We start from the raw sequence: 25,931 nt of genomic DNA on the forward strand, positions 1-25,931 counted from the left end.
AGGAGTCAAAAATGAAAAAAGTAACAATTGCCGACGTTGCTAAGGAAGCAAATGTTTCGGTCAGTACTGTTTCACAATTTATGAATCAGCGCTATGAGTACATGAGTGTTGAAACACGGGCAAAAATCCAGTTAGCCGTTGAAAAACTACGCTATCGACCAAATATTTTAGCACGAAGCCTGAAAAACAAAGGTACACAAACAATAGGGATTATAGTTGCCAATATTATGTACACGTTTACTACGCATATCGTCCATCATTTAGAGCGTCAGTTTCAGCAGCACGGTTTTCAAGTCATTGTGTGCAATGCAAATGATAATCCGCAACTGGAACGTGAACATATTGATTTGCTGCTCGCAAAGCAGGTAGAAGGGTTTATTCTTTTCCCTACTGGCAACAACAAAGATTTGTATGACTATTTATATAACAGTAATATACCGGTTGTATTTTTAGATCGTATGATTGCCGATGTGAAAATTCCAAGTGTTCTATTGAATAATGAAAAAGCAATCGATCTGGCAGTTGGAGAACTGTTAAATAAAGGGTATAGCAATTTAGCTATTGTGGCGGGCTCGATCAAACAAAATATTACGCCACGTGTCGAAAGGCTAGAAGGTTTCCGCAAGGCAATGAATAATAGGGGGTTAGCTTATGGAGAACACCAAATAATTGCTACTTCAGCAGAAAACCTGCCTGATCAGTTCAATCAGTTGCTTACAGAAGTCAACCTCGACGGTATCATTGCCGGAAATGACCGCATGCTGCTCGCAATTTTACATTATTTAAAAGAACATGCTCCGGATTTTTTAGCGAAGATCGGTATTGCCGTAATTGACGAAATGCCATTAGCTAAATTTATGTCTACAAAATTGACAACGATTGAACAGCCAACAGAAGAAATGGCCAAACAAGCCGTTCATTTGTTTCTTCAAATCAAAAAAAGCGGCTACACAGAAGAATTATTATCCGCATACCGTTTTGATCCCATTTTAGTATAAAAATGATAACGATTGAGGAACTGTATAAGAACAGGTCCTCTTAAATTATAGAATATTATTTTTTAAGAATAATATTCTAAAAATTAAGAATAGTCCTTGCAAATGTTTGGAAGATAATTTATTATTTTTTAATAAAACGTTTTACTAAAACGTTTTAGCTAATGTAAACGCATACAAGGGGGAGAAATGATGAAAACAAAAGGGGTTTTAATGCTATTACTTGCATTAACTATATTTTTAACTGCTTGTAATTCTTCAGAAGAAGCACAAACAATCATTTTAGCCGAGAACCAGGTAGATGATTATCCTACTTCAGTCGGCGATTATGAATTTGCGAGATTAATTGAAGAAAAAACAAATGGACGTTATAAAGTGGAAGTTTACACAGGAGGACAGCTTGGTGACGAAAAGAGTGCCATTGAATTAATGCAGGTTGGGGCAATTGAACTGGCGCGAGTTAATGGCAGTCCTTTAATGGAATTCTCGGAGTCATTAGGTGTTTTATCCTTACCATACTTGTTTTCAGATGATGAACATAAGTGGGAAGTATTGAATGGTGATATCGGCGAGACATTATTAGATGGATTAAGCGAATCAAATTTACAAGGTCTGGCTTTTTACGATTCCGGAAATCGTCATTTCTATAATGCAATCCGGGAAGTAAAATCACCGGAAGATTTAGCGGGGCTAAAAATAAGAGTTCAGCAATCAAGTTTAAATATTGACATGGTTGAGGCATTAGGGGCATCTGCCACAGCAATGTCCTATGGTGAAGTGTATTCGGCTATTCAAACAGGGGTAATTGATGGGGCTGAAAACAACTTCCCGAGTTACTACACGACGAATCATTTCGAAGTGGCCAAGTACATAACGATGGATGGACATTCTGGTGTACCCGAAGTTTTGACGGCTTCGAAAGCATTCTGGGATACGTTATCCGATGAAGATAAGGAAATCTTTAAGGAAGCGGCGCTGGAATCACAAGTAGTGCAACGAAAAGCGTGGGCAGAGTTGGAAGAAGAGTCTTTGCGTGAAGCAAAAAATGCCGGAAATACAGTTACTGTCATCGATGATGTCACACCTTGGCAAGAAGCTGTTCAACCGATCTACACAAAATACGGCGAGCAATTTAAAGAGAATTTAGAGAAGATTCAATCATTAGTTAAGTAAAACAAAGGGGAGGGCAAACGAGTGGCTACTATAAAAAAAGCAAAAAGTATTTTAGACCGCAGTCTTGATTATCTGTTAGGAACAATGATTGTTGCAATGACACTAATCATCATTTATCAAATATTCACACGTAACTTTTTAGATTTCACACCGAGATGGACGGAAGAGTTAGCATTGCTTTTACTGATTTGGATTGCCTTTATCGGAATTGCTATTGGTTTTAGAGACAACTTACATATTGGGGTAGGGGTTTTTGTAGGCTTGATGCCAAAGACCATTCAAAAGAAAATTGATCTCATTACAAAAGTTTTAGTGATCGCCATGAGTATTATTTTTATTTACTACGGCTTCCGTTTTACATTTTTAATGCACGGATCGCTAATGGCTGGTACAGGATTACCGCAAAGTTTTCTATACAGTGCAATTCCTGTCAGTGGTATTTTAACGTTCATTTATGGGGTTGAAATGTTCTTTAAAGATGCGATTCATGAAGATTTTGATGACGATGCCAAAGAAGCGATGGAGGCGGCTAAATAATGGGGATTGGGATATTACTTGCAGTATTTGTAGTGTTATTACTTTTACGAGTGCCGGTTGCACTTTGTCTGGCTGTATCGTCATTTGTCACTACGATTTACTTAGGGATTGATTTAGCAGCTATTGTACAGCGAATGGTAAGTGGATTGAATAGTTTTTCGCTTATTGCGATTCCATTTTTCATTTTAGCTGGTGAAATTATGAATGAAGGCGGTATCTCACGTCGTTTAATTAATCTAGCGAACGTTATTGTCGGTAAAGTACGCGGCGGTTTAGCAATGGTAAACGTTTTATCTTCAACGTTTTTTGGGGGTATTTCCGGTTCGGCTGTAGCGGACGTTTCATCAATTGGTTCTGTATTAATTCCGATGATGAAAAAGCAAAAATATGATGCGGAATATTCTGTTGCCGTTACAATTTCAAGTGCTGCACAAGGGGTTTTAATTCCGCCAAGTCATAATATGATCATTTATTCTACTGCTGCCGGTGGTGTATCGGTTGGTGCATTGTTTATGGGGGGAATAGTTCCTGGTATTGCATTAGGGTTAATTTTAATGATCTTTGCGTATACGATTGCAGTAAAACGTAATTATCCGAAAGGTGAACCGATTAAGCGTGAAGAAGTTCCGAAAATTGTACGTGAAGGATTATTAGGATTGTTTACAGCGGTCATTATTATTGGTGGGATATTATCCGGTGTTTTCACAGCGACTGAATCCGCGGCAATCGGTGCGTTATATGCGTTTATTATTTCGTTCTTCGTTTATAAAGACGTGCCGCTATCGGCAATGGGGAACATTTTAAAACGTACAGTAAAAACATTATCGATGGTACTGTTTTTAATTGCTGCTTCTTCGGCATTCGGCTGGTTACTTGCATTTCTAAAAGTACCAGCAATGGTAACCGAAACGTTATTGGCTGTTTCGCCGAATGATTTTGTAACATTATTAATTATTAATATCATTTTACTAGTATTAGGGATGTTCATGGACATGGCACCGTTAATTTTAATTGCGACACCAATTTTATTACCTGTAGCGCTTGAAGCAGGTATGGATCCGGTTCAATTTGGGGTTGTATTGATTCTGAACTTAGCAATCGGTCTTGTAACGCCGCCAGTTGGTACATGTCTGTTTGTCGGATGTGCGATCGGAAAAGTACCGATTGAAAAAGCGACAAAAGGGATGCTTCCATTCTATGGGGCAATGATTGTTATACTACTATTAATAACGTTTGTTCCAGACATTACGTTAAAACTTCCGGAATTACTATTAAAGTAAGGGGACTAGAATATGGCAAAAACATTTTTGGATAACTCATTTCTATTGAACAATAAAGTAGCGGAAAAGTTGTATTTCGACTATGCAAAAGATTTACCGATTATCGATTACCACTGTCATTTAAGTCCTCAGGAAATTTATGAGGATAAGCAATTTAAAAATATTACAGAGGCTTGGTTGTACGGGGATCATTATAAATGGCGTGCGATGCGCGCAAATGGAGTTCCAGAGCATCTTGTAACAGGTGATGCAGATGATTATGAGCGTTTTGAAGCATGGGCAAAAACCGTTCCGTATACAATTGGCAACCCTTTATATCAATGGACACATTTAGAACTGCGCCGATTCTTTAATGAAGAAACTTTATTAAATGAAAAAACAGCACGCGCTATTTGGGATAATGTAAATGAACAATTACCTCAAAAGACAGCTCGTCAGTTAATTTTGGACTCAAAAGTAGAAGTGATCTGCACTACAGATGATCCGATTGACTCACTTGAATATCATATCGCACTTCAAAAAGATGAGCAGTTTAACGTGAAAGTACTGCCGAGTTTCAGACCGGATAAAGCATTGGAAATCAATAAGCCGACATTTGCGGCTTGGATTGGATCATTATCGGAAGTTGTCGGCGAAACAATCGAATCTTATGAACAATTAAAAGAAGCTCTTGCAAAACGAATTCAGTTTTTTGATGAAGTCGGTGGTAAAGTGTCAGACCATGCATTGGATACGATTTATTATGCAGAAGCGACAGAACAAGAAGTGAGTGCTATTTTTGAAAAGGGGCTTGCGGGGGAACAAGTATCGCTGGAAGAAGAAGCAAAATATAAAACAGCATTACTGATCTTTTTAGGGAAACAGTACGCTTCTTACAATTGGGCGATGCAATATCATATTTCGGCACACCGTAACAACAATACACGTCAGTTCAATAATTTAGGGCCGGATACAGGGTATGACAGCATTAATGACGGACCGATCGCAGTACCGTTGACACGTTTATTGGATGCGCTTGCACTTGAAGATGCATTACCGAAAACGATTGTTTATTCATTAAATCCAAAAGACTACTATGTTATTGCAAGTATAGTCGGAAGCTTCCAGGAAAAAGTGCCTGGGAAAATCCAATTCGGTACGGCTTGGTGGTTTAATGACCAAAAAGAAGGAATGCTTGATCAGATGAAGGCACTTGCGAGCATCGGGATTTTCAGCCGCTTTATCGGAATGCTGACTGATTCGCGTAGTTTCCTGTCCTACACACGTCACGAATATTTTAGACGTTTAGTATGTAATCTCATTGGAGAATGGGTGGAAAATGGAGAATTCCCTGAAGATTACGAGCTTCTTGGAACAATCGTACAAGATATTTGCTATTACAATGCAAAAAATTACTTTAACTTTTAAATGAGGTGGATGAAGCATGCAACAGTTATCTAACGAAGTGTATACTCGAAAAACAGCTGTCGTAGAGCGTATTGTCCAATTCGGCACGGGGAATTTTCTCCGTGCTTTTGTTGATTGGCTCATACATGAAGCGAATTTACAGCAGCAACAGGATTTAGGAATTGTTATTGTCCAGTCGACAACAGGAAGTACATCAGAAGTGATCAATGCGCAAGATGGTCTATACACACTTGTTACGCAAGGGATTCAAAATGGTCAGCAAGTCAATTATGAACAAGTGATTGAAAGTGTGACACGCAGTATATCATTGCAAAACCAGTATGAAGAATATATGAAGCTCGCGGTTTCGGAAGACCTCCAATATGTTGTATCCAATACAACGGAGGCAGGAATTGTATATGAGCAGCTTCCATTTGATGCACAGCCATCAACAAACTTTGTGGCCAATGTGACGCACTTTTTATGGAAACGCTATGAATCGTTTGGAGCGGATCCGTCAAAAGGGCTGATCTTTTTACCGTGCGAATTAATTGAACAGAACGGTACCGCTTTAAAAAACGGGATTGTAAGCTATGCAAATGCATGGGATTTAGGGCAGAGCTTCATCGATTGGGTGACAGGTGCCAATACGTTCTGCAACACACTTGTTGACCGAATCGTACCCGGATTCCCGAAAAGCCAATATGAAGAATTGACGTTGAAGCTTGGTTATGAGGATAAATTACTCGTTGCTGCAGAACCGTATTATATTTGGGTAATAGAAAATGAAGAAGCGCTTCATTCTTTTCCGTTAGTTACTAATCAATTTGAAGTAAAGCTTGTAGACGACTTGAGTTACTACCGGGAGCGTAAAGTGAAAATGCTCAATGGTGCACACTCTGCCTTAACACCGCTTGCTATTTTGCTGGATACAGATACAGTCGGGCAAGTGATGGAACACTCTAAATTAAGACCTTTCGTTCAACGTTTACTTGTACAGGAAGTGATTCCTACGATTAATGGCGACAAAGAACAGTTAATGACATATCAACAGGCGATATTAGAACGCTTTGAAAATCCGTTTATTGCACATTACGTAAAAAGTATTGCACTTAATGCGCTTGCCAAGTTTAAAACTAGAAATATCCCATCGCTACTGGCGTATTATAAGCAATATGCAACACTTCCAAAACATTTAACAACAGCATTGGCTGCGTGGATATACTTATATCAAACTCCAGAAGTATTTTCACCGCAAGATGCTCCGGAAGCGATCGAGCAAATTAAGGCAAAGCCATTAGCGGGTGTACTGAGTAATGAAAATCTTTGGGGGATAGATTTAACAACGATTCCGCAACTTGAACAATTTGTCGGGGAGGCAATTACGGCGTTTAAAGAGAGCCAAACAGCACAGTTCATTGCGGAATTGGAAGAGGAGGCACTAGGATTATGAAAGAAACGATTGTCATTCATTCGTCTGATAATGTTGCGGTCGCTTTACGTTCCTTTGAAGCGGGCGAACTATTTTCGATCGGCCAAGAGAAGATTAATCTAGAGCAGGAAGTTCCTAGAGGGCATAAAATTGCCACACGTAACATTCAAAAAGGGGAACATATTATAAAGTACGGCTATCCGATTGGGCATGCTACTGAAGACATTGCAAAAGGAACCGTCGTCCACACGCATAATGTAAAAACAAATTTGCAGGACATCATTAACTACAATTACGACAAGAAAGATATTTCATTGAACTATCCGCAACGTAATTTAACATTTAAAGGGTACCGACGTAGCAATGGTGAAGTCGGTATACGAAATGAACTATGGATCATACCCTCAGTCGGATGTGTGAATGGTATTGCGGACATGATCATTCGTGAATTTGAGCAACGGGTAGGAAGTATTGCGCCTTTTGAATCCACGCTTGTATTAAAGCATAATTTTGGTTGTTCGCAATTAGGTGATGACCATGAAAATACACGTACTATTTTACTGGATGCTGTTAACCATCCGAATGCTGCAGCTGTGCTTGTATTAGGGCTGGGCTGCGAGAATAATACAATTGAACAGATGAAGCAGGAACTTGGCGATTACGATACGTCCCGTGTGAAATTTGTCGTGTCCCAGCAAGTTGATGATGAGGTTGAAGCTAGTGTAGAAGCGCTTGTAGCACTACATGAGGCAGTCCGCAACGATCGACGAGAAGATATTCCGATCAGTGAATTGCGTATCGGACTGAAATGTGGCGGTTCAGACGGCTTATCTGGCATTACGGCGAATCCTCTTCTAGGGCGTTTCTCCGACTTTTTAGTATCCCAGGGCGGTACAACGGTGCTGACGGAAGTGCCGGAAATGTTTGGAGCGGAAACGATTTTAATGAACCGTGCACAAGATGAGGAAACATTCGGGAAGATTGTTTCGCTTATTAATGACTTTAAGCAGTACTTTATCGACTATAATCAGCCGATCTATGAAAATCCTTCACCAGGCAATAAGGCAGGCGGAATCACTACGCTTGAAGACAAGTCGTTAGGCTGTACGCAAAAAGCGGGCAGTGCTGAAATTGTCGATGTTTTAAAATACGGAGAGCGGTTAAAAAAGCGCGGGTTGAATTTATTGAGTGCGCCGGGAAATGATCTTGTTGCATGTACAGCGCTTGCATCTGCAGGTTGTCAATTAGTGTTGTTTACTACAGGACGCGGTACGCCATTCGGCTCATTTGTACCTACGATGAAAATATCCACAAACAGCGCTATTTATGAACAGAAAAAGCATTGGATTGATTTCAATGCAGGGCAAATACTAGAAGATGGCGTAGACGAAGATGCGGTTTTGGAAGAATTTATTCAATATATTATTGCTGTTGCTAGTGGAGAGCAATTAAACCATGAACGAATGAATTTCAAAGAAATGGCTATTTTTAAAACAGGTGTTACCCTGTAGAAAATTTGGTCCGGTTTATCATATTCTTCCTATTATATAAGAAATGGCGATGCTCTCTTTTTCGTGAAGGAGCATCGTCATTTTTTTGAAATCGTTTATTAATGAAAAGAAAAGGTTCTTCAATGGACAAGGGGATTACCTTGACAGTAACTGCCCACAAGATTATGATAAGATAGACAAATTATGATTGGAGAGATAAAAATGCTACTTGAAAAAACAACACGCATGAACTTTCTCTTCGACTTTTATCAAGCGTTATTAACTGATAAACAGCGCAGCTACATGGAACTATATTACTTGGACGATCACTCGTTAGGAGAAATCGCCGAAAGTTATAATATTTCACGCCAAGCTGTTTACGATAATATTCGCCGTACTGAGGCGATGCTTGAAGAATATGAAGAAAAACTAAATTTATTCGAAAAGTTTCAACAACGTCAAATCGTGTTAAAACAATTGACGAATGCGATCATGGATGAGGCTTCTACGACAGAGGCGAAACTAGCATTGGTTGAACAACTGAAGGAATCGGATTAGGGGGCGAACGAGTTGGCTTTTGAAGGTTTAGCAGAGCGACTCCAAGGTACGATCCAAAAGATTAAAGGTAAAGGGAAAGTAACGGAACAAGACGTTAAAGAAATGATGCGTGAAGTCCGATTTGCCTTAATCGAAGCGGACGTAAACTTAAAAGTAGTAAAAGAATTCGTTAAAAAAGTTAGTGAGCGTGCAGTCGGCGTCGACGTCATGAAATCATTAACACCTGGTCAGCAAGTCATTAAAATTGTTCAAGATGAATTGAAGAATTTAATGGGCGGCGAGCAAAGTCCGATTAAATTCAGCAACCGTCCGCCTACTGTCATTATGATGGTTGGTTTACAAGGTGCAGGTAAGACGACAACTACAGGTAAATTGGCGAATGTATTACGTAAAAAATATAATAAAAAACCATTACTCGTTGCAGCAGATATATACCGTCCAGCGGCTGTAGAGCAATTACAGACATTAGGGAAACAGTTATCACTGCCGGTGTTCTCACTTGGTACAGATGTTTCACCTGTTGAAATTGCACGTCAGGCTATCGAGCATGCAAAGGAAGAGCATTTGGACGTTGTATTAATCGATACAGCCGGTCGTCTTCATATTGATGAAGAACTGATGCAGGAACTGAAAGACATTCGCGGTTTAAAAGAGCCGGATGAAGTATTTTTAGTTGTTGATGCCATGACAGGTCAAGATGCTGTAAATGTTGCGCAAAGCTTTAACGAAACTGTCGGCATTACGGGCGTTGTCTTAACAAAATTAGACGGTGATACTCGTGGTGGTGCGGCACTGTCGATTCGCTCGGTTACAGAGAAACCGATTAAATTTGTCGGTATGGGCGAAAAGATGGATGCACTGGAACCTTTTCATCCGGAGCGTATGGCTTCACGTATTTTAGGGATGGGCGATGTCCTGTCACTGATCGAAAAAGCACAAGCAAACGTTGATATGGAAAAGGCAAAAGAGCTGGAAGAAAAGTTCATGACACAGAGCTTTACATTTGATGACTTTATCGAACAACTCCAAGCTGTGAAAAAAATGGGACCACTTGATGAATTATTGAAAATGATTCCGGGTGCAAACAAAATGAAGGGCCTTGACAATGTCAAAGTCGATGAAAAGCAGATGGGACGCATCGAAGCAATTATCTATTCGATGACACCAAATGAAAAAACAAACCCTGAAATTATTTCGGCGAGCCGTAAAAAGCGTATTGCCACTGGTTCGGGGACGACAATTCAAGAAGTAAACCGCTTATTGAAGCAGTTTGAAGAAATGAAAAAAATGATGAAACAGATGACGGGCATGGCTCAGGGTAAAGGTAAAAAGAAGATGAAAATGCCTGGTTTTGATTCATTATTTAAATAAAAAATAAGGTGTTAAGAAAAAACACTTTACAAACCATCAAGACATTGCTAATATAATATCTTGTGTGAAACTTATTCGGAGGTGCTATTAAAATGGCAGTTAAAATTCGCTTAAAACGTATGGGAGCTAAAAAATCTCCTTTCTATCGTATCGTAGTTGCAGACGCTCGTTCACCACGTGATGGCCGTCAAATCGAAACAGTAGGTACTTACAACCCACTTACAGTTCCAGCTACAGTACAAATCGATGAAGAGAAAGCTCTTAAATGGTTAACTGATGGTGCAAAACCATCTGATACTGTACGTAACCTGTTCTCAGAACAAGGTATCATGGAAAAATTCCATAACGCTAAATACAGCAAATAATTCAATGATTAATTCGGAGGTGGCATTATGCAGCAGCTGATTGAAGCAATTGTGAAACCGTTAGTCGATTATCCGGAAGACGTTCGTATTGAGACGGACGAAACTTCCAATCGAGTTGTTTATAAACTTTTTGTTCATCCAGAGGATCGAGGGAAAGTGATAGGCAAGCAAGGACGTGTTGCGAAGGCAATTCGTACGATTGTGTACTCAGCAGCGGGCGGCCACCAGAAGAAAAAGACGTATGTCGATATATTGGATTAGTAAAAGAAGGGTGGCATTTTGCTAACCCTTCTTTTTTTGTTATGATAATGTTGTTTTCCGTTACGGTAGGAGTTTATTGCGGTTGCCATAGAAGCATTGTGCATGTGCTCCTGTCGCTCCGCTTTCGTCGCAAAGTAACATTCAAATCAAAAGGCATTTGAATGTTACTTCGCCGCCTTCACTCCAAACAACGGTGTATATAAAAGTTATGTGGTAACAAATTATTATAAAAGGTGGAATATACATGGAATGGTTTAATGTAGGACGTATTGTAAATACACATGGTATTCGCGGGGAACTGCGAATTTTATCGACGACGGACTTTGAAGAAGAACGTTTTGCGGTCGGTTCTAAACTTGCGGCATTCAAAAAAGATGATAAAAAACCGACTTGGGTAACGATCAGTTCATCAAGACGCCATAAAAACTTTATATTGGTGACATTTGAAGGAATGGAAAACATTAATTTAGTGGAACCATTTAAAGAAGGTCTTTTAAAAGTGTCGATGGATCAATTAGCGGAAGATGAGCTTGAAGATAATGAATACTATCACTTTGAAATTAAAGATTGTGAAGTGTTTTCGGAAGAGGGCGAACTGATCGGCGTTGTTACTGATATTTTAGAGACAGGCGCAAACGACGTATGGGAAGTTAAAGCGCAAAATGGTAAGAAACACTACATTCCTTACATTGAAGATATCGTAAAAGATATTGATGTCGATGAAAAGAAAATCATTATTCATGTAATGGAAGGTTTGCTGGAATGAAGATTCACGTATTAAGTTTATTTCCCGATATGTTCACAGGTGTGTTTGGCGCTTCAATTTTAAAAAAGGCTCAGGAAAAAGGTGCAGTCGAGCTCGCAGTAACCGATATCCGGGAGTACAGTGTAAATAAGCACAAACAAGTGGATGATTACCCATACGGCGGCGGTGCGGGAATGGTATTAAAGCCGGAGCCGATGTTCAATGCGGTTGAAGCCATTACAGAAGGCCGCAAACCGCGTGTTATACTCATGTGTCCACAAGGCGAGCGCTTCACGCAGAAGAAGGCGGAGGAGCTTGCACTGGAAGATGATTTAGTATTCCTTTGCGGCCATTATGAAGGATATGATGAGCGAATCCGGGAACATCTTGTAACAGATGAGATTTCAATCGGCGACTTTGTTTTAACTGGCGGCGAGCTTCCTGCGATGACGGTAATCGATGCGGTTGTACGTTTATTGCCGGGTGTATTAGGGCAGGAAGATTCACATATTCAGGATTCATTTTCAACAGGGTTATTAGAGCATCCTCATTATACGCGTCCAGCTGATTTTAGAGGGATGAAAGTGCCGGATATACTGTTATCAGGTAATCACGCGAAAATCGAAGCGTGGCGTGAGGAACAGTCCTTTAAGCGTACGTTAGAGCGTAGACCGGATTTATTGGAAGCACTTGAATTAACGGACAAGCAAATAAAAATAATTGAAAAAATTAAGAGTGAAATGTAAAGCAAAACTACTTGCAAGCCTAAAATAATTATGGTAAGATTCATTTTGTGCTTCAATGTAAGCACTGAATTACGGTGTTCCGCTGTGGCTTAAATTAGCGTGCATGAGCATCTGTCTAAGGAGAGAAAACAATGTCAAACATTATTACAGAGATCACTAAAGATCAATTACGTTCAGACTTACCTACATTCAAACCAGGTGACACAGTTAAGGTACACGTTAAAATCGTTGAGGGTACTCGTGAACGTATCCAATTATTCGAAGGTGTAGTTATTAAACGTCGTGGTGGCGGAATTAGCGAAACTTTCACAGTACGTAAAATTTCTTACGGTGTTGGTGTAGAGCGTACTTTCCCAGTACACACTCCAAAAATCGCTAAGTTAGAAGTAGTACGTAAAGGTAAAGTACGTCGTGCTAAACTTTACTACCTACGTAACTTACGTGGTAAAGCTGCTCGTATTAAAGAAATTCGATAAGAACTTTTTAGAAGGGGGCTTGTATATACAAGTCCCTTTCTTTCTTTAAATAAAAAATGTGTATTAACATGTGATTTTGACAATAAACTATAGATAATCTGATGCAATATTTAGATTAGATTTTTGCTTGATATACATATTTCGTATACAATAAATGTGATGAGCAAGGGGGATAGCTACGTGGAAAAAACTGAAAAAGAAAAAAATGAGCTTTGGGAATGGACGAAAGCTCTACTGATTGCGTTTGCGATTGCCGCATTTATTCGTTACTTTTTATTTACACCGATTGTAGTAGACGGGGATTCAATGATGCCTACCCTTGAAAATGGTGATCGCATGATCGTCAACAAATTCAGCTATAAAATCGGCGAACCCGACCGTTTTGATATCGTCGTATTCCACGCACCAGAACAAAAGGACTATATTAAACGTGTCATCGGTGTTCCAGGGGACTTTGTAGAATATAAGGATGATCAATTATACATTAATGGGGAACCGATCGACGAACCGTATTTGGACGCATATAAAGCCGAAATTAGCGAAGGCAACCTAACAGGCGACTTCTCGCTGAAAGATATCGATCCGTCACTGGATGTGATTCCGGAAGGCTACGTATTCGTAATGGGCGATAACCGTCGCTTCAGTAAAGACAGCCGCCATATCGGCATCGTCGATCAGAAAGAAATTATCGGTAATACGAATATCATTTTCTGGCCGTTAAACGAAATTGAGATCGTAAAGTAATATTTATTATCGTAAATATTGTCTAAAATGAGGGGGCAGTTTAAACTCCTCATTTTTTTGTTGAAAATAGAAGTATGTAATTTACAGGAGGTTATACATTATGACAATTCAATGGTTTCCAGGACATATGGCAAAGGCACGCCGCCAAGTATCGGAAAGTTTAAAGCTTGTCGATATCGTTTTTGAACTTGTCGATGCACGTCTACCATTATCTTCACGTAATCCGATGATCGATGAAGTCATCCATCAAAAACCGCGTCTGCTCATTTTAAATAAACAAGATATGGCCGATGAACAGGAAACACGCCGCTGGATTCAATATTTTGCCGACAGAGGCTTTAAAGCAGTAGCAATCAACTCGTTGGAAGGGAAAGGCTTGCAGGCGGTTACAAAGGCTGCTCAGGAGATTTTGGCGGATAAATGGGAGCGCATGAAATCAAAAGGAATGAAGCCGCGTGCGATCCGCGCCATGATTGTCGGTATTCCGAACGTCGGGAAATCCACTTTAATCAACCGTTTAGCGAAGAAAAACTTAGCGAAAACAGGAAATATGCCAGGTGTTACGAAAGCACAGCAATGGATTAAAGTCGGTAAAGAAATCGAACTTCTGGATACACCAGGTATCTTATGGCCGAAGTTTGAAGATCAGGAAGTCGGCTACAAGCTCGCATTAACGGGTGCGATTAAAGATACGATTACAAATATGGAAGACTTGGCTGTATACGGCTTACGTTTTTTAGAAATGCACTATCCAACGCGCATGGAAGAACGCTATAAAATTTCATCTGTATCCGAAGAGCTTGTTGAAACATTCGATGCAATCGGGAAATTACGCCGTGTATTTGGACAAGGCGGAGAGATTGACTATGATCAGGTGTCCGTATTAATTGTACGCGACATTCGTGAACAGAATCTTGGGAAACTCACATTTGACTTTGTTTCCGAGCAACTTGAAAAAGAGCAACTGGAAGAAGCGATTGCCCTGGAAAACGAAGAACGCCGTAAAAAAACTGCCGCGCTAAATCGCCAGAAAAAGCAAGAAAACAACGGATAAAGTGGGATAATAGATAGGCGAAACCTTTTTCATTTATTTGAGAAAGGTTTTTTCTTTTATAATAAGAACAACAGACGATATAACAAGTAAGAATGATAGAAAGTAAAATTAGAGATAAAAAGCAAAGTGGATTGGAATGGAGGAGTATGGAACGAAACTAAAACTGTCACGTCCTGTGACAACGCTTTCGTGACCAACATTGTGTTAGCCTCCGGAATGGAAATTGACGATATATAAAGAAAACGGAATTAATAGATTTGAGGGCATTATATGAAAACAATTAAAGAGATTACAGAAGCATTGAAAACAGCAGCACAAATTGAGCCATGGATGGATTTTATAGTAAAGGATGAACGGTCAGGTGTTCAAAAGGCATGGATACAATTTCAAAAGCGTCTTGAGAAGATGGAGGCACTCCAACAAGCACATAATGAGAAACTGCAATTTGACGCAAGCTATTTACCATATGAACATGCCTATATCGCAGGTACAGATGAAGCCGGGCGCGGACCACTGGCAGGGCCTGTCGTAACTGCGGCTGTTATATTGCCGAACCACTGCCAGGAACTCCTTGGCGTAAACGATTCCAAACAATTGTCAAAGGAAAAACGCAATCAATTTGCTGAACGGATTAAAAAACATGCATTGTATTATGCAGTTCATTTTCAAAGTGCCGAAGAAATTGACCGCCTTAACATTTATGAAGCAACACGACAGTCCATGTTAAAAAGTATTGAAGCACTTGAAGTCACACCAAATTACATATTGGCCGATGCGATGACTCTTTCAACATCAATTCCGCAAGCTTCTATCATAAAGGGGGATGCCCGCAGCCTGGCAATCGCAGCGGCATCCATTTTAGCAAAAACGGCACGTGATGACTATATGGAGAAGCTGGACCTCGAATTTCCGCAATATGGTTTTGCCCAGCATGCAGGTTATGGAACAAAACAGCATTTGGAAGCGATCGCGCAATATGGACCGACTATACATCATCGAAAAACATTCGAACCGATAAAATCCATACTTCAAAGAAGGGAGTAACGGCATGAACTTCTCAACGTTTAATGCAGTACAAACAAATACTTCGCAGCAAGTACCAGCAAATCAGCCATTATCGCTAAGGCAAGATCAAGTATTTCATGGGACGATAAAGCAGCTCTACCCAAATCAGATGGCGGAAGTCCAAGTGGGCAATCAAAAGCTCATGGCGAAGCTGGAAGTTCCATTAAAACTTGGCGATGCACACTTTTTTCAGGTAACAGCGACAAATCCACAAACAGAATTAAAAGTCATTACCGGGCCGATGTCACAATCGATGACTTCCGGCCAGCAAATGTCCCAGCTGCTTGAGACGATGAATTTGCCGAAATCGAATGAAATGCAGCAAGTACTTTCACATTTTATGAAAGCCCAGCTGCCACTTGCGAAAGAACAGCTGCTTGCAGCGGAAAGCTGGATGAAAAACTTGCCCGCAGGAGTGGATAAAAATAGTGCACTTCAGGCACTACAGCGTATGGTGGAGCTGAAAATGCCTTTCACAGATACCGTATTTCAAGCATTGACTCAAGGGATTAAAACAGATGGTATGTCGGCAAATTTAGCGAATTTAGCGCAGCTCTTGGCAAATCAGTCTGGAGGGAATGAAGCGATTAAATCATCACTTTTACAGCAGATTGACCAGCTGGCAAAGCCGTTAAACAATGAAACAGGCGGTATTCTCCTTGCGCGGGCGACCCAAAATTTAATGGATAATAATTCGTCGATTGCATCAAAACTTCAGACGCTGACAGTATTAAAAGAAGCTGGAATTTTACCGCAAAATGCTACTTTGCAAAATTGGCAAACGGTAAACCAGCAAGGAAGCCAACAATCTGTGAACCAAGTACAGACAACAGCAACACCGCTATTTAAAGAAGCAGGTCAAATGCTGCAGCAGCTCGGGCAAACAAGCTCTGAACAGATAAAACCGATGTTAGAGCAAGTAAGAGTCTGGATTAATAATGAAAGCTTATTATCGTCAACACAAAAGCAGCAGCTACAGCAATTATTAACGCGTTTTGAGCAAATTCCGACTTCGAAGCAAGCAGTGGAAGCATTGGTAAATCAACTACGGCAGCAACTGACAAACGCATACAGTGAAAATGTGACACCGCGATTGTTTATGCAAAATGATCAAGGATTTTCCGCCAAGGATCAATTGTTTACGTTACTGAAGCCGGATGCGAATTTACCGGTTGCAGATCAGCTGTTACGGAATTTAGTGAAAGTGACGGCTGATAGTCCACAGCCGGTCATGCAAAGTGCTCTTACGCAAGCAGAAGGTCAAGTACAGGCGGCAGTTGATGGTCGTGCGATGGAACAGGCAATAAAAACCGTTTTAAAGGGGCTCGGTGTCAGCTATGAGGCGACACTTGCAAATAAGGCAGGGGATATTCAGGCCATTGCCCAGCAGATAAAACCGCAATTATTGGCGCTTCTTCAAGATGTCCAAACACCCGCTGCAATAAAAGATGCCGCTGAAATGGTGATGGCCAGACTAAATGGTATGCAGCTCACTTCAGGGGAAAATGGACATCAGCATCAGCTTGTCATGCAAGTGCCGCTAAATTTTTTCGGCAAGAAAATGGATGCCACATTGCAATGGAATGGTCGAATGAAGGAAGATGGTAAAATCGATGCCAATTTTGCACGTATTCTATTCTATTTAAATATGGAAACATTGCAGCAGACGGTAATCGATATGCAAGTACAAAACCGTGTTGTCACGATTAATATATATAATGATATGCCGAATTTGGATTCGTTGGCGACATCGCTGAAAGGCACATTAAAGTCGGGATTGCTGGAAAAAGAATATACATTATCGGGACTGTTTATCAAACCTTTTGCAGACCAAGGAGAAAAAACTGTCACAAAACTGTCAAATCAGCGAGAAGATGAGCAGGGTGGTGTCGATATACGCGTATGACCGAAAAAAAATATATAAGAAAAGAAGCAATCGCCCTGTCCTATGATCCGCAAAAAAGCAGTGGTCCGACAATCGTTGCAAAAGGGAAAGGGAAAATTGCGGAAAATATATTAGAAAAAGCAGCGATGCATGAAGTACCCGTTTATGAAGACCCAAACTTAGTCGAGCTGTTAGGCCAGCTTGATTTGAACACATCGATACCGGAAGAACTTTACCAGGCGGTTGCAGAAGTTTTTGCTTTTATTTATCATTTGGATGAAAAGCAGAGGTTAACTTTTAAAAATAAATAGTCGATGTTTTTTATTTTTATGTAGAGTATATCTTTCGGAAAATTAGAAAATATCTAGACAAAGAATATTTTGACATAAAGCAATCTAAAAATTGCTTGTGTGACAAATATAGACATTGTCTGAATAATTGTATAAAATAGATTATGTTAGTAGAATAATTTCCAAATGTCCGATGGGAGGATGTATCATGAATATCCATGAGTATCAAGGGAAAGAGATATTAAGACAATACGGTGTAGCGGTTCCAAGAGGAAGTGTCGCGTTTTCACCAGACGAAGCAGTAAAAGCAGCAAAAGAGCTAGGATCTAACGTAACAGTAGTGAAAGCACAAATTCATGCAGGGGGCCGCGGTAAAGCGGGTGGCGTTAAAATTGCAAAAAACCTGGATGAAGTTCGTTCTTTCTCTAAAGAATTATTAGGGAAAATTTTAGTAACTCACCAGACAGGTCCAGACGGTAAAGAAGTAAAGCGTCTTTATATAGAAGAAGGTTCGGACATTAAAAAAGAGTATTACTTAAGTTTAGTATTAGACCGTGCAACTTCTAGAGTAGTAATGATGGGTTCTGAAGAGGGCGGTATGGATATTGAAGAGGTAGCCGAGACGAATCCGGAAAAAATCTTCAAAGAAGTGATTGATCCGGTAACAGGCCTGAATGCTTTCCAGGCACGCCGTATGGCATTCAATATGAATATTCCTGCTAAGTTAGTAAATAAAGCAGTAGGATTAATGCTTGGTATTTACAAAGCATTTATCGATAAAGATGCATCAACAGTAGAAATCAACCCGCTAGTTGTAACTGGTGATGACCAGGTAGTGGCACTTGATGCAAAATTCAACTTTGATGCAAACGCATTATACCGTCACAAAGATATCGTAGAATTACGCGATTTCGATGAAGAAGATCCAAAAGAAATTAAAGCATCTAAATATGATTTAAGTTATATTTCGTTAGACGGTAATATCGGATGTATGGTAAATGGTGCAGGTCTTGCCATGGCGACGATGGATACGATTAGTTACTACGGCGGATCACCCGCAAACTTCCTTGACGTTGGGGGCGGTGCTACAGCCGAAAAAGTAACAGAAGCTTTTAAAATCATTTTATCAGACAAAAATGTTAAAGGAATTTTCGTTAACATCTTTGGTGGAATCATGAAATGCGACATCATTGCAAAAGGTGTTATTACGGCTGCAAAAGAAGTTGGTTTAGCGGTTCCGTTAGTAGTACGTTTAGAAGGGACAAACGTAGAGCTAGGTAAAAAGTTGTTAAATGAATCTGGTTTAAACATTGTGGCAGCTGACTCAATGTCAGACGGCGCTCAAAAAATCGTGAAATTAGTTGAAGCTGAAGGCGGGGTAACGGCATGAGTGTGTTCATTAATAAAGAAACAAAAGTAATCGTACAAGGGATTACTGGGGAAACAGCCCTTTTCCATACAAAACAAATGCTTGAATACGGAACAAAAATCGTTGCAGGGGTAACACCAGGTAAAGGCGGTCTTGAAATCGAAGGTGTTCCTGTATTCAATACAGTACAAGAAGCAGTCGATGCGACAGGTGCCAATGTATCCGTTATTTACGTACCGGCACCATTTGCAGCAGATGCAATTATCGAAGCAGTGGATGCGGACCTGGATATGGCGATTTGTATTACAGAACATATACCGGTACTTGACATGGTAAAAGTAAAGCGCTATATGGAAGGCAAGAAGACACGTTTAGTTGGTCCAAACTGTCCGGGTGTCATTACTGCTGATGAATGTAAAATTGGTATCATGCCGGGTTACATTCATACAAAAGGACATGTAGGTGTTGTTTCACGTTCTGGTACTTTAACTTATGAAGCGGTACACCAGCTGTCTCAGGCAGGAATTGGTCAAACAACAGCGGTAGGAATCGGGGGCGACCCTGTAAATGGGACAAACTTTATTGACTGCTTAAAAGCATTCAACGAAGACCCGGAAACTTATGCGGTTGTCATGATTGGAGAAATCGGTGGTACAGCGGAAGAAGAAGCTGCTGAATGGATTCAGGAAAACATGAACAAACCGGTAGTAGGTTTTATCGGTGGTCAAACAGCACCTCCAGGAAAGCGTATGGGTCACGCAGGTGCCATTATTTCCGGCGGTAAAGGAACAGCTGCAGAGAAAATCAAAGCAATGAATGCAGCAGGTATTGAAGTAGCTCCGACGCCTTCTGTAATCGGTGAAACACTGATTAAAGTAATCAAAGAAAAAGGCTTGTACGAAGCTTGTAAAACACATTAAAATGAAAGATGTAGCGGTCGCCTCGCTACATCTTTTTCGTATGTCTCCGTACATTAGGTTGCGTGGACGGGTTAATAGCCTGTATTCATTGGCAATACTATGTTTTACACGATGCTTACCTCACACTTAAAACTGCGGTCATCTGAATTTCTTCTATTAAAAAGGAGTGTTGATATGACCAATCCAGCAAATGAACAATTATTGAAACTGCATTATATTCTTCCTCTCTCCTGGGAAAAAGTCCGAAATTTAATGAAAATTACAGATGATTTCGACGAAATACTGCATATTTCGCCAAAATTTTTAGCGAGCCAGCTAAATATAAGAGAAGAAAAAGCCGCACAGCTCATAAAACATTATAAAGAGCTCATACAAAGGTCGATGGCAATATATTATGACCAACATAATATTACGCCCATTCCTTATACGGACCCTTTATATCCGGAACGCTTAAAACAGCTGTACAATGCACCTGCTGTTGTATATGCGAAAGGTGATGTTCAGCTGCTGAACAGACCGAAAATGATGGCGGTCATCGGTTCGAGAGCAGCGACTAGCTATAGTGAAAACGTATTGAAATCCATCCTTCCCCCATTAATTCGTGAGCAATATATCATAGTGAGCGGTCTTGCAAAAGGTGCCGACCGACTTGCACATGAAGCAACAATCCGATATGGTGGAAAGACGATAGGTGTTTTAGGCCATGGCTTATTCCATAGCTACCCACCACAAAATAAAGAGCTGAATGCATATATGGCAAGTGAGCATTTACTCATAACAGAATATCCACCCTATGTAGGTGTGCAAAAATGGCATTTCCCTGCACGAAACCGGATTATTAGCGGATTGTGTGAAGCACTGGTCGTAACGGAAGCCGCACTCAAAAGCGGGACACTTATCACAACAGAGCTTGCTCTTGAGCAAGGAAAAGATGTTTTTGCAGTGCCGGGAAATATTTTTAGCGAGCAGTCACGAGGGACAAATAAATTAATAAAAGAAGGTGCAATTCCAGTGTGGGATGGCTTTCAAATCTTAGAGGAAATCCAATTGTTTTCAAATTCGCGTTGAAAAAAAGTTGCAATATTAGCCAATCTGTTATACATTTTGCAACAGGAAAAGCTTTGACATACATGGACAGCTTCATGTGCGTGAATATAAGAAAAATAACTATACCTCTATAAGGAGGACAACAGATGGCAGATTATTTAGTAATTGTTGAATCACCTGCAAAGGCGAAAACAATTGAACGATATTTAGGAAAAAAATATAAAGTAAAAGCTTCGATTGGACATGTACGTGATTTACCACGTAGTCAAATGGGAATCGATACCGAAAATAATTATGATCCAAAATATATTACGATTCGCGGTAAAGGTCCGGTACTTCAGGAACTGAAAACAGCAGCAAAAAAAGTGAAAAAGATTTATCTCGCAGCCGATCCAGACCGTGAAGGGGAAGCGATCGCATGGCATTTAGCCACTGCTTTGAACATTGATATTAATTCAGATTGCCGCGTCGTATTTAACGAGATTACGAAAGAAGCAATTTTAGAGAGCTTCAAGCACCCGCGCCCGATTAATATGGATTTAGTCGATGCACAGCAAGCTCGTCGTATTTTAGACCGTCTAGTAGGCTACAATATTAGCCCGATCCTTTGGAAAAAAGTAAAGAAAGGCTTATCGGCAGGACGTGTACAATCCGTTTCATTGCGTTTGATTATTGACCGCGAAAATGAAATCAAAAGCTTTGAGCCTGAAGAATATTGGTCGATCGATGCAAGTTTCGAAAAAAACAAAAAGCAATTCGATGCGTTTTATTACGGAAACGGTAAAGAAAAAGTTAAATTAACAAATGAACAACAAGTTAAAGATATATTAAAAGGTATAAAAGGCTCAGAATTTGAAGTAATGAATGTTATAAAAAGAGAACGGAAACGCAATGCTTCTCCAGCCTTTACGACTTCTTCACTCCAACAGGAAGCCGCACGTAAATTAAACTTCCGCGCCAAGAAGACAATGATGCTTGCCCAGCAGCTTTATGAAGGTATCGAGCTAAGCAAAAAAGAAGGTGCAGTCGGATTAATTACGTATATGCGTACTGACTCGACTCGTATTTCCGATACGGCAAAAACAGAGGCTAAGTCATATATCGAAACAAAATACGGCAAAGATTTCATTGCCGGAGAACAAAAACAGGCAAAAGCGAAGGCAAATGCACAGGATGCCCATGAAGCGATCCGTCCAACAAGTGCGATGCGTACACCAGAGGAGCTTAAGGCGATTTTAAGCCGTGACCAGCTGCGACTGTATCGTTTAATTTGGGAACGCTTTATCGCGAGTCAAATGTCTCCAGCTGTACTCGATACTGTAACAGTTGATTTGCAAAACAATGACGTATTATTCCGTGCGAACGGATCTCAAGTGAAATTTGCCGGATTTATGAAACTTTATATTGAGGGTACAGACGATCAGGAAGAAGAAACGAATAAGCTTTTACCTGAAATGGAAATCGGCGATAAAGTGAAATCACTTGAAATCGAACCGAAACAGCATTTCACTCAGCCACCTCCTCGCTATTCGGAGGCGCGTCTAGTAAAGACATTGGAAGAGCTAGGTATAGGTCGTCCATCGACATATGCCCCTACACTGGATACAATCCAAAAGCGCGGCTATGTTCAGCTTGATGCAAAACGCTTTGTACCAACAGAACTTGGAGAAATCGTTCATCAAGCAACATTGGAATTTTTCCCGGAAATCATCAACATTGAATTTACCGCACAGATGGAGCAAAATCTGGATGAAATTGAAGAAGGCATTACACAATGGGTAAATGTCATCGATGAATTTTACAAAGACTTTGAACCGCGGGTAAAATATGCGGATGAAGTGATGGAAAAAATCGAAATTAAAGATGAGCCTGCTGGTGAAGACTGTGAAAAGTGCGGTGCGCCAATGGTATTCAAGCTTGGACGTTACGGGAAATTTATGGCTTGTTCCAACTTCCCGGATTGCCGCAATACAAAAGCGATTGTAAAACCGATCGACGTTAAATGTCCTTCATGTGAGACAGGTGAAATTGTCGAGCGTAAATCCAAAACAAAGCGCATTTTTTACGGATGCAATCAGTATCCGGAATGTGACTTCGTATCATGGGATAAGCCGATTAGTAGACCTTGTCCGAAATGTAGTGCATTATTAGTAGAGAAGAAATTGAAAAAAGGTGTTCAGATTCAGTGTACTAACAGTGAATGTGATTATGAAGAAACACCGTCACAATAAAATGAAGAGGTAACAAAAATGACACAACAAGTAGTAAATGTAATTGGTGCAGGTTTAGCCGGTTCAGAAGCAGCTTGGCAGATTGCAAAGCGCGGTGTGAAGGTACGTTTATATGAAATGCGACCAGTAAAACAAACACCGGCACATCATACAGATAAATTCGCAGAGCTTGTATGCTCAAACTCTTTACGTGCAAACGGACTGACAAATGCTGTCGGTGTAATTAAAGAGGAAATGCGTAAATTGGACTCTGTTATTATTGCAGCAGCAGACAATAGTTCTGTACCTGCCGGCGGTGCGTTAGCCGTTGACCGTCATGAATTTGCAGGAATCGTAACAGAAAAGGTGAAAAACCACCCGTTAATCGAGGTAATCAATGAAGAGGTAACTGAAATTCCAGAAGGCATTACAGTAATCGCAACAGGTCCATTAACTTCTGAAGCATTGGCAAAACAAATCCAAGGCCTAACAGGGGAAGACTATTTGTACTTCTATGATGCTGCAGCACCGATCATTGAGAAAGATTCGATCAATATGGATAAAGTGTACTTGAAATCACGCTATGACAAAGGTGAAGCGGCATACTTGAACTGTCCGATGACGAAAGAAGAATTTGATGCTTTCCGTGAAGCACTTATTACAGCAGAATGTGCACCGCTAAAAGAATTCGAAAAAGAAAAATATTTCGAAGGGTGTATGCCAATTGAAGTAATGGCCGCACGCGGTGAAAAAACGATGACATTCGGACCGATGAAACCGGTTGGTCTGGAAGATCCGAAAACGGATAAGCGTCCATATGCTGTAGTTCAGTTACGACAAGATGATGCAGCGGGGACACTTTATAATTTAGTAGGTTTCCAAACACATTTAAAATGGCCGGAACAAAAACGTGTATTCTCGATGATTCCGGGTTTAGAAAATTTGGAAATTGTACGCTACGGCGTAATGCACCGTAATACATTCATCAATTCTCCAAAAGTGCTGACACAGACATATCAGTTGAAAGCGCGTCCAAACCTTTTCTTCGCTGGTCAGATGACAGGTGTTGAAGGTTATGTAGAATCTGCCGGCAGTGGTCTGATTGCCGGAATTAATGCAGCTCGCATGGCGTTAGGTCAAGAGTTACTTTACTTCCCGCATGAAACAGCATTAGGTGCAATGGCTCGATACATTACTCATACAGATGCGAAAAACTTCCAGCCGATGAACGTGAACTTCGGGATTTTCCCGGAATTTGGTGAACGCATTAAATCAAAGCCTGAGCGTGCTGAACGCCATGCTAACCGCGCATTAGAAGCAATTCAGAATTTTATTAATAATCAGGCAATTTAATTGCGTAAAGCCCTTAAAGATTGTTATACTTTAGGGGCTTTTAATTTTGCGGTGATTTTTTGTAAATGACTATAAAAATAAGAATTGCTTGACATGATATTGCGAAATTTGTCGAATAATACAAAGAAGTTGAATAACTCCAGCAAATTTTACTTGAAAAGTATTCATAATAGGTATAGTGTCAATATGTGTGTTTTTTTAGTAGGAAAATGAACATATTTATTCATACAACATCATTTCTCTTTTGCAATAACAGGGGGTATACACGATGGATGAAAATTTGCAAAGTCAGCTTGATCAATTTATTCGCTACGTGCAACTAGAAAAAAACTTTTCCCTACATACTGTTCGCGAATATACTTCTGATTTAGAAGAATTTTTTGCATTTTTGCACGCTGAGGGTATCCAAAAAATTGCAGAAGTTGAGTATATCCATGCACGTCTATATGTAACAAAGCTTTATGATGAACAAAAAGCAAGAACTTCAATTTCCAGGAAAATCTCATCGATCCGTTCTTTTTTCCGTTTTTTAAATCGAGAACAGAATATTGATGATGCTCCGTTTCGTTCACTTTATCATCCGAAAAAGGAAGAGCGATTACCGAGCTTTTTTTATGAGGAAGAATTGAAGGAACTATTCGAGAAAAATGAAGGCGATGAGCCGATTCAAATTCGTAATATGGCGCTGTTGGAACTTCTTTATGCGACTGGAATGCGTGTGAGCGAGTGTGTCAGTTTGGAACTGACGGATATCGATTTTCATTACAATATCGTCCGTGTAATGGGAAAAGGCCGGAAAGAGCGAATTATTCCGTTCGGTCAATATGCGCATGATGCACTTATACGTTATATAGAACAAGTACGTCCGACATTAATGAAGAAGGAAAATCATCAGAAAGTTTTTGTCAATATGCGCGGTGGCGAACTTACTACCCGTGGTGTGCGTTATATATTAAGTGAGATGATTGACAATGCCAGTATGCATACGAAAATTTATCCACATATGTTGCGACATACATTTGCTACGCATTTATTGAATAATGGGGCAGATATGCGTACAGTCCAGGAATTGCTTGGGCACGCCAATTTATCTTCAACTCAAATTTATACTCATGTAACGAAGGAAGCTTTAAGAAAGACATATATGAATAGTCATCCGCGAGCATAGTTAAGGAGGAA

Annotated in this window: 25 protein-coding genes; all 25 read left to right on the forward strand. The window is 40.1% G+C overall.

The features are described 5' to 3' along the window. Positions 1-11: 11 nt before the first annotated feature. The 25 genes from MHH44_RS05560 (at position 12) to xerC (ending at position 25,920) form a co-directional block, all read left to right on the forward strand. Complete coding sequence (locus MHH44_RS05560; RefSeq protein ID WP_340797999.1) at positions 12-998, forward strand: LacI family DNA-binding transcriptional regulator; 987 nt, start codon at positions 12-14, stop codon at positions 996-998. Between the two features lie 189 nt (positions 999-1,187). After that, positions 1,188-2,168, forward strand: coding sequence for a TRAP transporter substrate-binding protein (locus MHH44_RS05565; RefSeq protein ID WP_008403321.1), 981 nt, complete (start codon positions 1,188-1,190; stop codon positions 2,166-2,168). Between the two features lie 21 nt (positions 2,169-2,189). Beyond that, the gene (locus MHH44_RS05570; RefSeq protein ID WP_340798000.1) at positions 2,190-2,705 is read left to right on the forward strand and encodes a TRAP transporter small permease; all 516 of its coding nucleotides are present in this window, start codon (positions 2,190-2,192) and stop codon (positions 2,703-2,705) included. Then, the gene (locus MHH44_RS05575) at positions 2,705-3,985 is read left to right on the forward strand and encodes a TRAP transporter large permease (protein WP_065216436.1); all 1,281 of its coding nucleotides are present in this window, start codon (positions 2,705-2,707) and stop codon (positions 3,983-3,985) included. Before MHH44_RS05570 ends, MHH44_RS05575 begins: the two co-directional genes overlap by 1 nt. 12 nt (positions 3,986-3,997) lie before the next feature. Continuing rightward, positions 3,998-5,392, forward strand: coding sequence for a glucuronate isomerase (uxaC, locus tag MHH44_RS05580; RefSeq protein WP_339263961.1), 1,395 nt, complete (start codon positions 3,998-4,000; stop codon positions 5,390-5,392). A 16-nt stretch (positions 5,393-5,408) separates the two neighbouring features. After that, a complete protein-coding gene (locus MHH44_RS05585; protein ID WP_340798001.1) occupies positions 5,409-6,824 on the forward strand; it encodes a tagaturonate reductase in 1,416 nt (471 codons plus the stop codon). Further along, positions 6,821-8,314, forward strand: coding sequence for a UxaA family hydrolase (locus tag MHH44_RS05590; RefSeq protein WP_340798002.1), 1,494 nt, complete (start codon positions 6,821-6,823; stop codon positions 8,312-8,314). Before MHH44_RS05585 ends, MHH44_RS05590 begins: the two co-directional genes overlap by 4 nt. Positions 8,315-8,515: 201 nt before the next feature. After that, entirely contained in the window at positions 8,516-8,851 is a 336-nt protein-coding gene (locus MHH44_RS05595) for a putative DNA-binding protein (protein WP_008403315.1), read from the forward strand. Between the two features lie 12 nt (positions 8,852-8,863). Further along, positions 8,864-10,222: a signal recognition particle protein gene (gene ffh, locus MHH44_RS05600; RefSeq protein ID WP_008403313.1), complete on the forward strand. Its 1,359-nt coding sequence runs from the start codon at positions 8,864-8,866 to the stop codon at positions 10,220-10,222. A gap of 92 nt (positions 10,223-10,314) precedes the next feature. Next, positions 10,315-10,587, forward strand: coding sequence for a 30S ribosomal protein S16 (gene rpsP, locus MHH44_RS05605; RefSeq protein WP_008403312.1), 273 nt, complete (start codon positions 10,315-10,317; stop codon positions 10,585-10,587). Positions 10,588-10,614: 27 nt separating this feature from the next. Then, a complete protein-coding gene (locus MHH44_RS05610; RefSeq protein WP_008403311.1) occupies positions 10,615-10,848 on the forward strand; it encodes a KH domain-containing protein in 234 nt (77 codons plus the stop codon). A gap of 244 nt (positions 10,849-11,092) precedes the next feature. Continuing rightward, on the forward strand, positions 11,093-11,614 hold the full coding sequence (rimM, locus tag MHH44_RS05615) for a ribosome maturation factor RimM (RefSeq protein WP_008403310.1): 522 nt from the start codon (positions 11,093-11,095) through the stop codon (positions 11,612-11,614). Then, complete coding sequence (trmD, locus tag MHH44_RS05620; RefSeq protein ID WP_008403309.1) at positions 11,611-12,339, forward strand: tRNA (guanosine(37)-N1)-methyltransferase TrmD; 729 nt, start codon at positions 11,611-11,613, stop codon at positions 12,337-12,339. The genes rimM and trmD overlap by 4 nt, the downstream gene beginning before the upstream one ends. Positions 12,340-12,470: 131 nt before the next feature. Then, a complete protein-coding gene (rplS, locus tag MHH44_RS05625) occupies positions 12,471-12,815 on the forward strand; it encodes a 50S ribosomal protein L19 (RefSeq protein ID WP_008403308.1) in 345 nt (114 codons plus the stop codon). Between the two features lie 180 nt (positions 12,816-12,995). Further along, a complete protein-coding gene (gene lepB, locus MHH44_RS05630) occupies positions 12,996-13,559 on the forward strand; it encodes a signal peptidase I (protein WP_008403307.1) in 564 nt (187 codons plus the stop codon). Positions 13,560-13,659: 100 nt separating this feature from the next. Next, positions 13,660-14,613: a ribosome biogenesis GTPase YlqF gene (ylqF, locus tag MHH44_RS05635; RefSeq protein ID WP_340798003.1), complete on the forward strand. Its 954-nt coding sequence runs from the start codon at positions 13,660-13,662 to the stop codon at positions 14,611-14,613. A 270-nt stretch (positions 14,614-14,883) separates the two neighbouring features. Beyond that, on the forward strand, positions 14,884-15,657 hold the full coding sequence (locus tag MHH44_RS05640; RefSeq protein ID WP_340734796.1) for a ribonuclease HII: 774 nt from the start codon (positions 14,884-14,886) through the stop codon (positions 15,655-15,657). A gap of 4 nt (positions 15,658-15,661) precedes the next feature. Further along, entirely contained in the window at positions 15,662-17,584 is a 1,923-nt protein-coding gene (locus MHH44_RS05645) for a hypothetical protein (RefSeq protein WP_340798004.1), read from the forward strand. Continuing rightward, the gene (locus MHH44_RS05650; protein ID WP_014824499.1) at positions 17,581-17,874 is read left to right on the forward strand and encodes an EscU/YscU/HrcU family type III secretion system export apparatus switch protein; all 294 of its coding nucleotides are present in this window, start codon (positions 17,581-17,583) and stop codon (positions 17,872-17,874) included. The genes MHH44_RS05645 and MHH44_RS05650 overlap by 4 nt, the downstream gene beginning before the upstream one ends. Positions 17,875-18,061: 187 nt before the next feature. Beyond that, positions 18,062-19,243 (forward strand): ADP-forming succinate--CoA ligase subunit beta, encoded by a 1,182-nt coding sequence (gene sucC / locus MHH44_RS05655; protein WP_340798006.1) that lies wholly within the window; start codon positions 18,062-18,064, stop codon positions 19,241-19,243. Beyond that, complete coding sequence (gene sucD / locus MHH44_RS05660; RefSeq protein WP_008403301.1) at positions 19,240-20,142, forward strand: succinate--CoA ligase subunit alpha; 903 nt, start codon at positions 19,240-19,242, stop codon at positions 20,140-20,142. Before sucC ends, sucD begins: the two co-directional genes overlap by 4 nt. A gap of 174 nt (positions 20,143-20,316) precedes the next feature. Next, positions 20,317-21,210, forward strand: coding sequence for a DNA-processing protein DprA (gene dprA / locus MHH44_RS05665; RefSeq protein WP_340798007.1), 894 nt, complete (start codon positions 20,317-20,319; stop codon positions 21,208-21,210). A 125-nt stretch (positions 21,211-21,335) separates the two neighbouring features. Then, positions 21,336-23,420: a type I DNA topoisomerase gene (topA, locus tag MHH44_RS05670; protein WP_014824496.1), complete on the forward strand. Its 2,085-nt coding sequence runs from the start codon at positions 21,336-21,338 to the stop codon at positions 23,418-23,420. Positions 23,421-23,438: 18 nt separating this feature from the next. Further along, complete coding sequence (gene trmFO, locus MHH44_RS05675; RefSeq protein WP_014824495.1) at positions 23,439-24,752, forward strand: FADH(2)-oxidizing methylenetetrahydrofolate--tRNA-(uracil(54)-C(5))-methyltransferase TrmFO; 1,314 nt, start codon at positions 23,439-23,441, stop codon at positions 24,750-24,752. A gap of 268 nt (positions 24,753-25,020) precedes the next feature. Next, on the forward strand, positions 25,021-25,920 hold the full coding sequence (gene xerC, locus MHH44_RS05680; protein WP_065216430.1) for a tyrosine recombinase XerC: 900 nt from the start codon (positions 25,021-25,023) through the stop codon (positions 25,918-25,920). Positions 25,921-25,931: the final 11 nt, after the last annotated feature.

The sequence above is a fragment of the Solibacillus sp. FSL K6-1126 genome (assembly GCF_038003445.1).
GTDB lineage: Bacteria > Bacillota > Bacilli > Bacillales_A > Planococcaceae > Solibacillus > Solibacillus silvestris.

What these genes read in the sequence shown, in the direction of transcription:
- MHH44_RS05560 (WP_340797999.1), top strand. Translation starts at nt 12, where the DNA reads ATGAAAAAAGTAACAATTGCCGACGTTGCTAAGGAAGCAAATGTTTCG.
- MHH44_RS05565 (WP_008403321.1), top strand. Translation starts at nt 1,188, where the DNA reads ATGAAAACAAAAGGGGTTTTAATGCTATTACTTGCATTAACTATATTT.
- MHH44_RS05575 (WP_065216436.1), top strand. Translation starts at nt 2,705, where the DNA reads ATGGGGATTGGGATATTACTTGCAGTATTTGTAGTGTTATTACTTTTA.
- uxaC (WP_339263961.1), top strand. Translation starts at nt 3,998, where the DNA reads ATGGCAAAAACATTTTTGGATAACTCATTTCTATTGAACAATAAAGTA.
- MHH44_RS05585 (WP_340798001.1), top strand. Translation starts at nt 5,409, where the DNA reads ATGCAACAGTTATCTAACGAAGTGTATACTCGAAAAACAGCTGTCGTA.
- MHH44_RS05590 (WP_340798002.1), top strand. Translation starts at nt 6,821, where the DNA reads ATGAAAGAAACGATTGTCATTCATTCGTCTGATAATGTTGCGGTCGCT.
- MHH44_RS05595 (WP_008403315.1), top strand. Translation starts at nt 8,516, where the DNA reads ATGCTACTTGAAAAAACAACACGCATGAACTTTCTCTTCGACTTTTAT.
- rpsP (WP_008403312.1), top strand. Translation starts at nt 10,315, where the DNA reads ATGGCAGTTAAAATTCGCTTAAAACGTATGGGAGCTAAAAAATCTCCT.
- MHH44_RS05610 (WP_008403311.1), top strand. Translation starts at nt 10,615, where the DNA reads ATGCAGCAGCTGATTGAAGCAATTGTGAAACCGTTAGTCGATTATCCG.
- rimM (WP_008403310.1), top strand. Translation starts at nt 11,093, where the DNA reads ATGGAATGGTTTAATGTAGGACGTATTGTAAATACACATGGTATTCGC.
- trmD (WP_008403309.1), top strand. Translation starts at nt 11,611, where the DNA reads ATGAAGATTCACGTATTAAGTTTATTTCCCGATATGTTCACAGGTGTG.
- rplS (WP_008403308.1), top strand. Translation starts at nt 12,471, where the DNA reads ATGTCAAACATTATTACAGAGATCACTAAAGATCAATTACGTTCAGAC.
- ylqF (WP_340798003.1), top strand. Translation starts at nt 13,660, where the DNA reads ATGACAATTCAATGGTTTCCAGGACATATGGCAAAGGCACGCCGCCAA.
- MHH44_RS05640 (WP_340734796.1), top strand. Translation starts at nt 14,884, where the DNA reads ATGAAAACAATTAAAGAGATTACAGAAGCATTGAAAACAGCAGCACAA.
- MHH44_RS05645 (WP_340798004.1), top strand. Translation starts at nt 15,662, where the DNA reads ATGAACTTCTCAACGTTTAATGCAGTACAAACAAATACTTCGCAGCAA.
- MHH44_RS05650 (WP_014824499.1), top strand. Translation starts at nt 17,581, where the DNA reads ATGACCGAAAAAAAATATATAAGAAAAGAAGCAATCGCCCTGTCCTAT.
- sucC (WP_340798006.1), top strand. Translation starts at nt 18,062, where the DNA reads ATGAATATCCATGAGTATCAAGGGAAAGAGATATTAAGACAATACGGT.
- sucD (WP_008403301.1), top strand. Translation starts at nt 19,240, where the DNA reads ATGAGTGTGTTCATTAATAAAGAAACAAAAGTAATCGTACAAGGGATT.
- dprA (WP_340798007.1), top strand. Translation starts at nt 20,317, where the DNA reads ATGACCAATCCAGCAAATGAACAATTATTGAAACTGCATTATATTCTT.
- topA (WP_014824496.1), top strand. Translation starts at nt 21,336, where the DNA reads ATGGCAGATTATTTAGTAATTGTTGAATCACCTGCAAAGGCGAAAACA.
- trmFO (WP_014824495.1), top strand. Translation starts at nt 23,439, where the DNA reads ATGACACAACAAGTAGTAAATGTAATTGGTGCAGGTTTAGCCGGTTCA.
- xerC (WP_065216430.1), top strand. Translation starts at nt 25,021, where the DNA reads ATGGATGAAAATTTGCAAAGTCAGCTTGATCAATTTATTCGCTACGTG.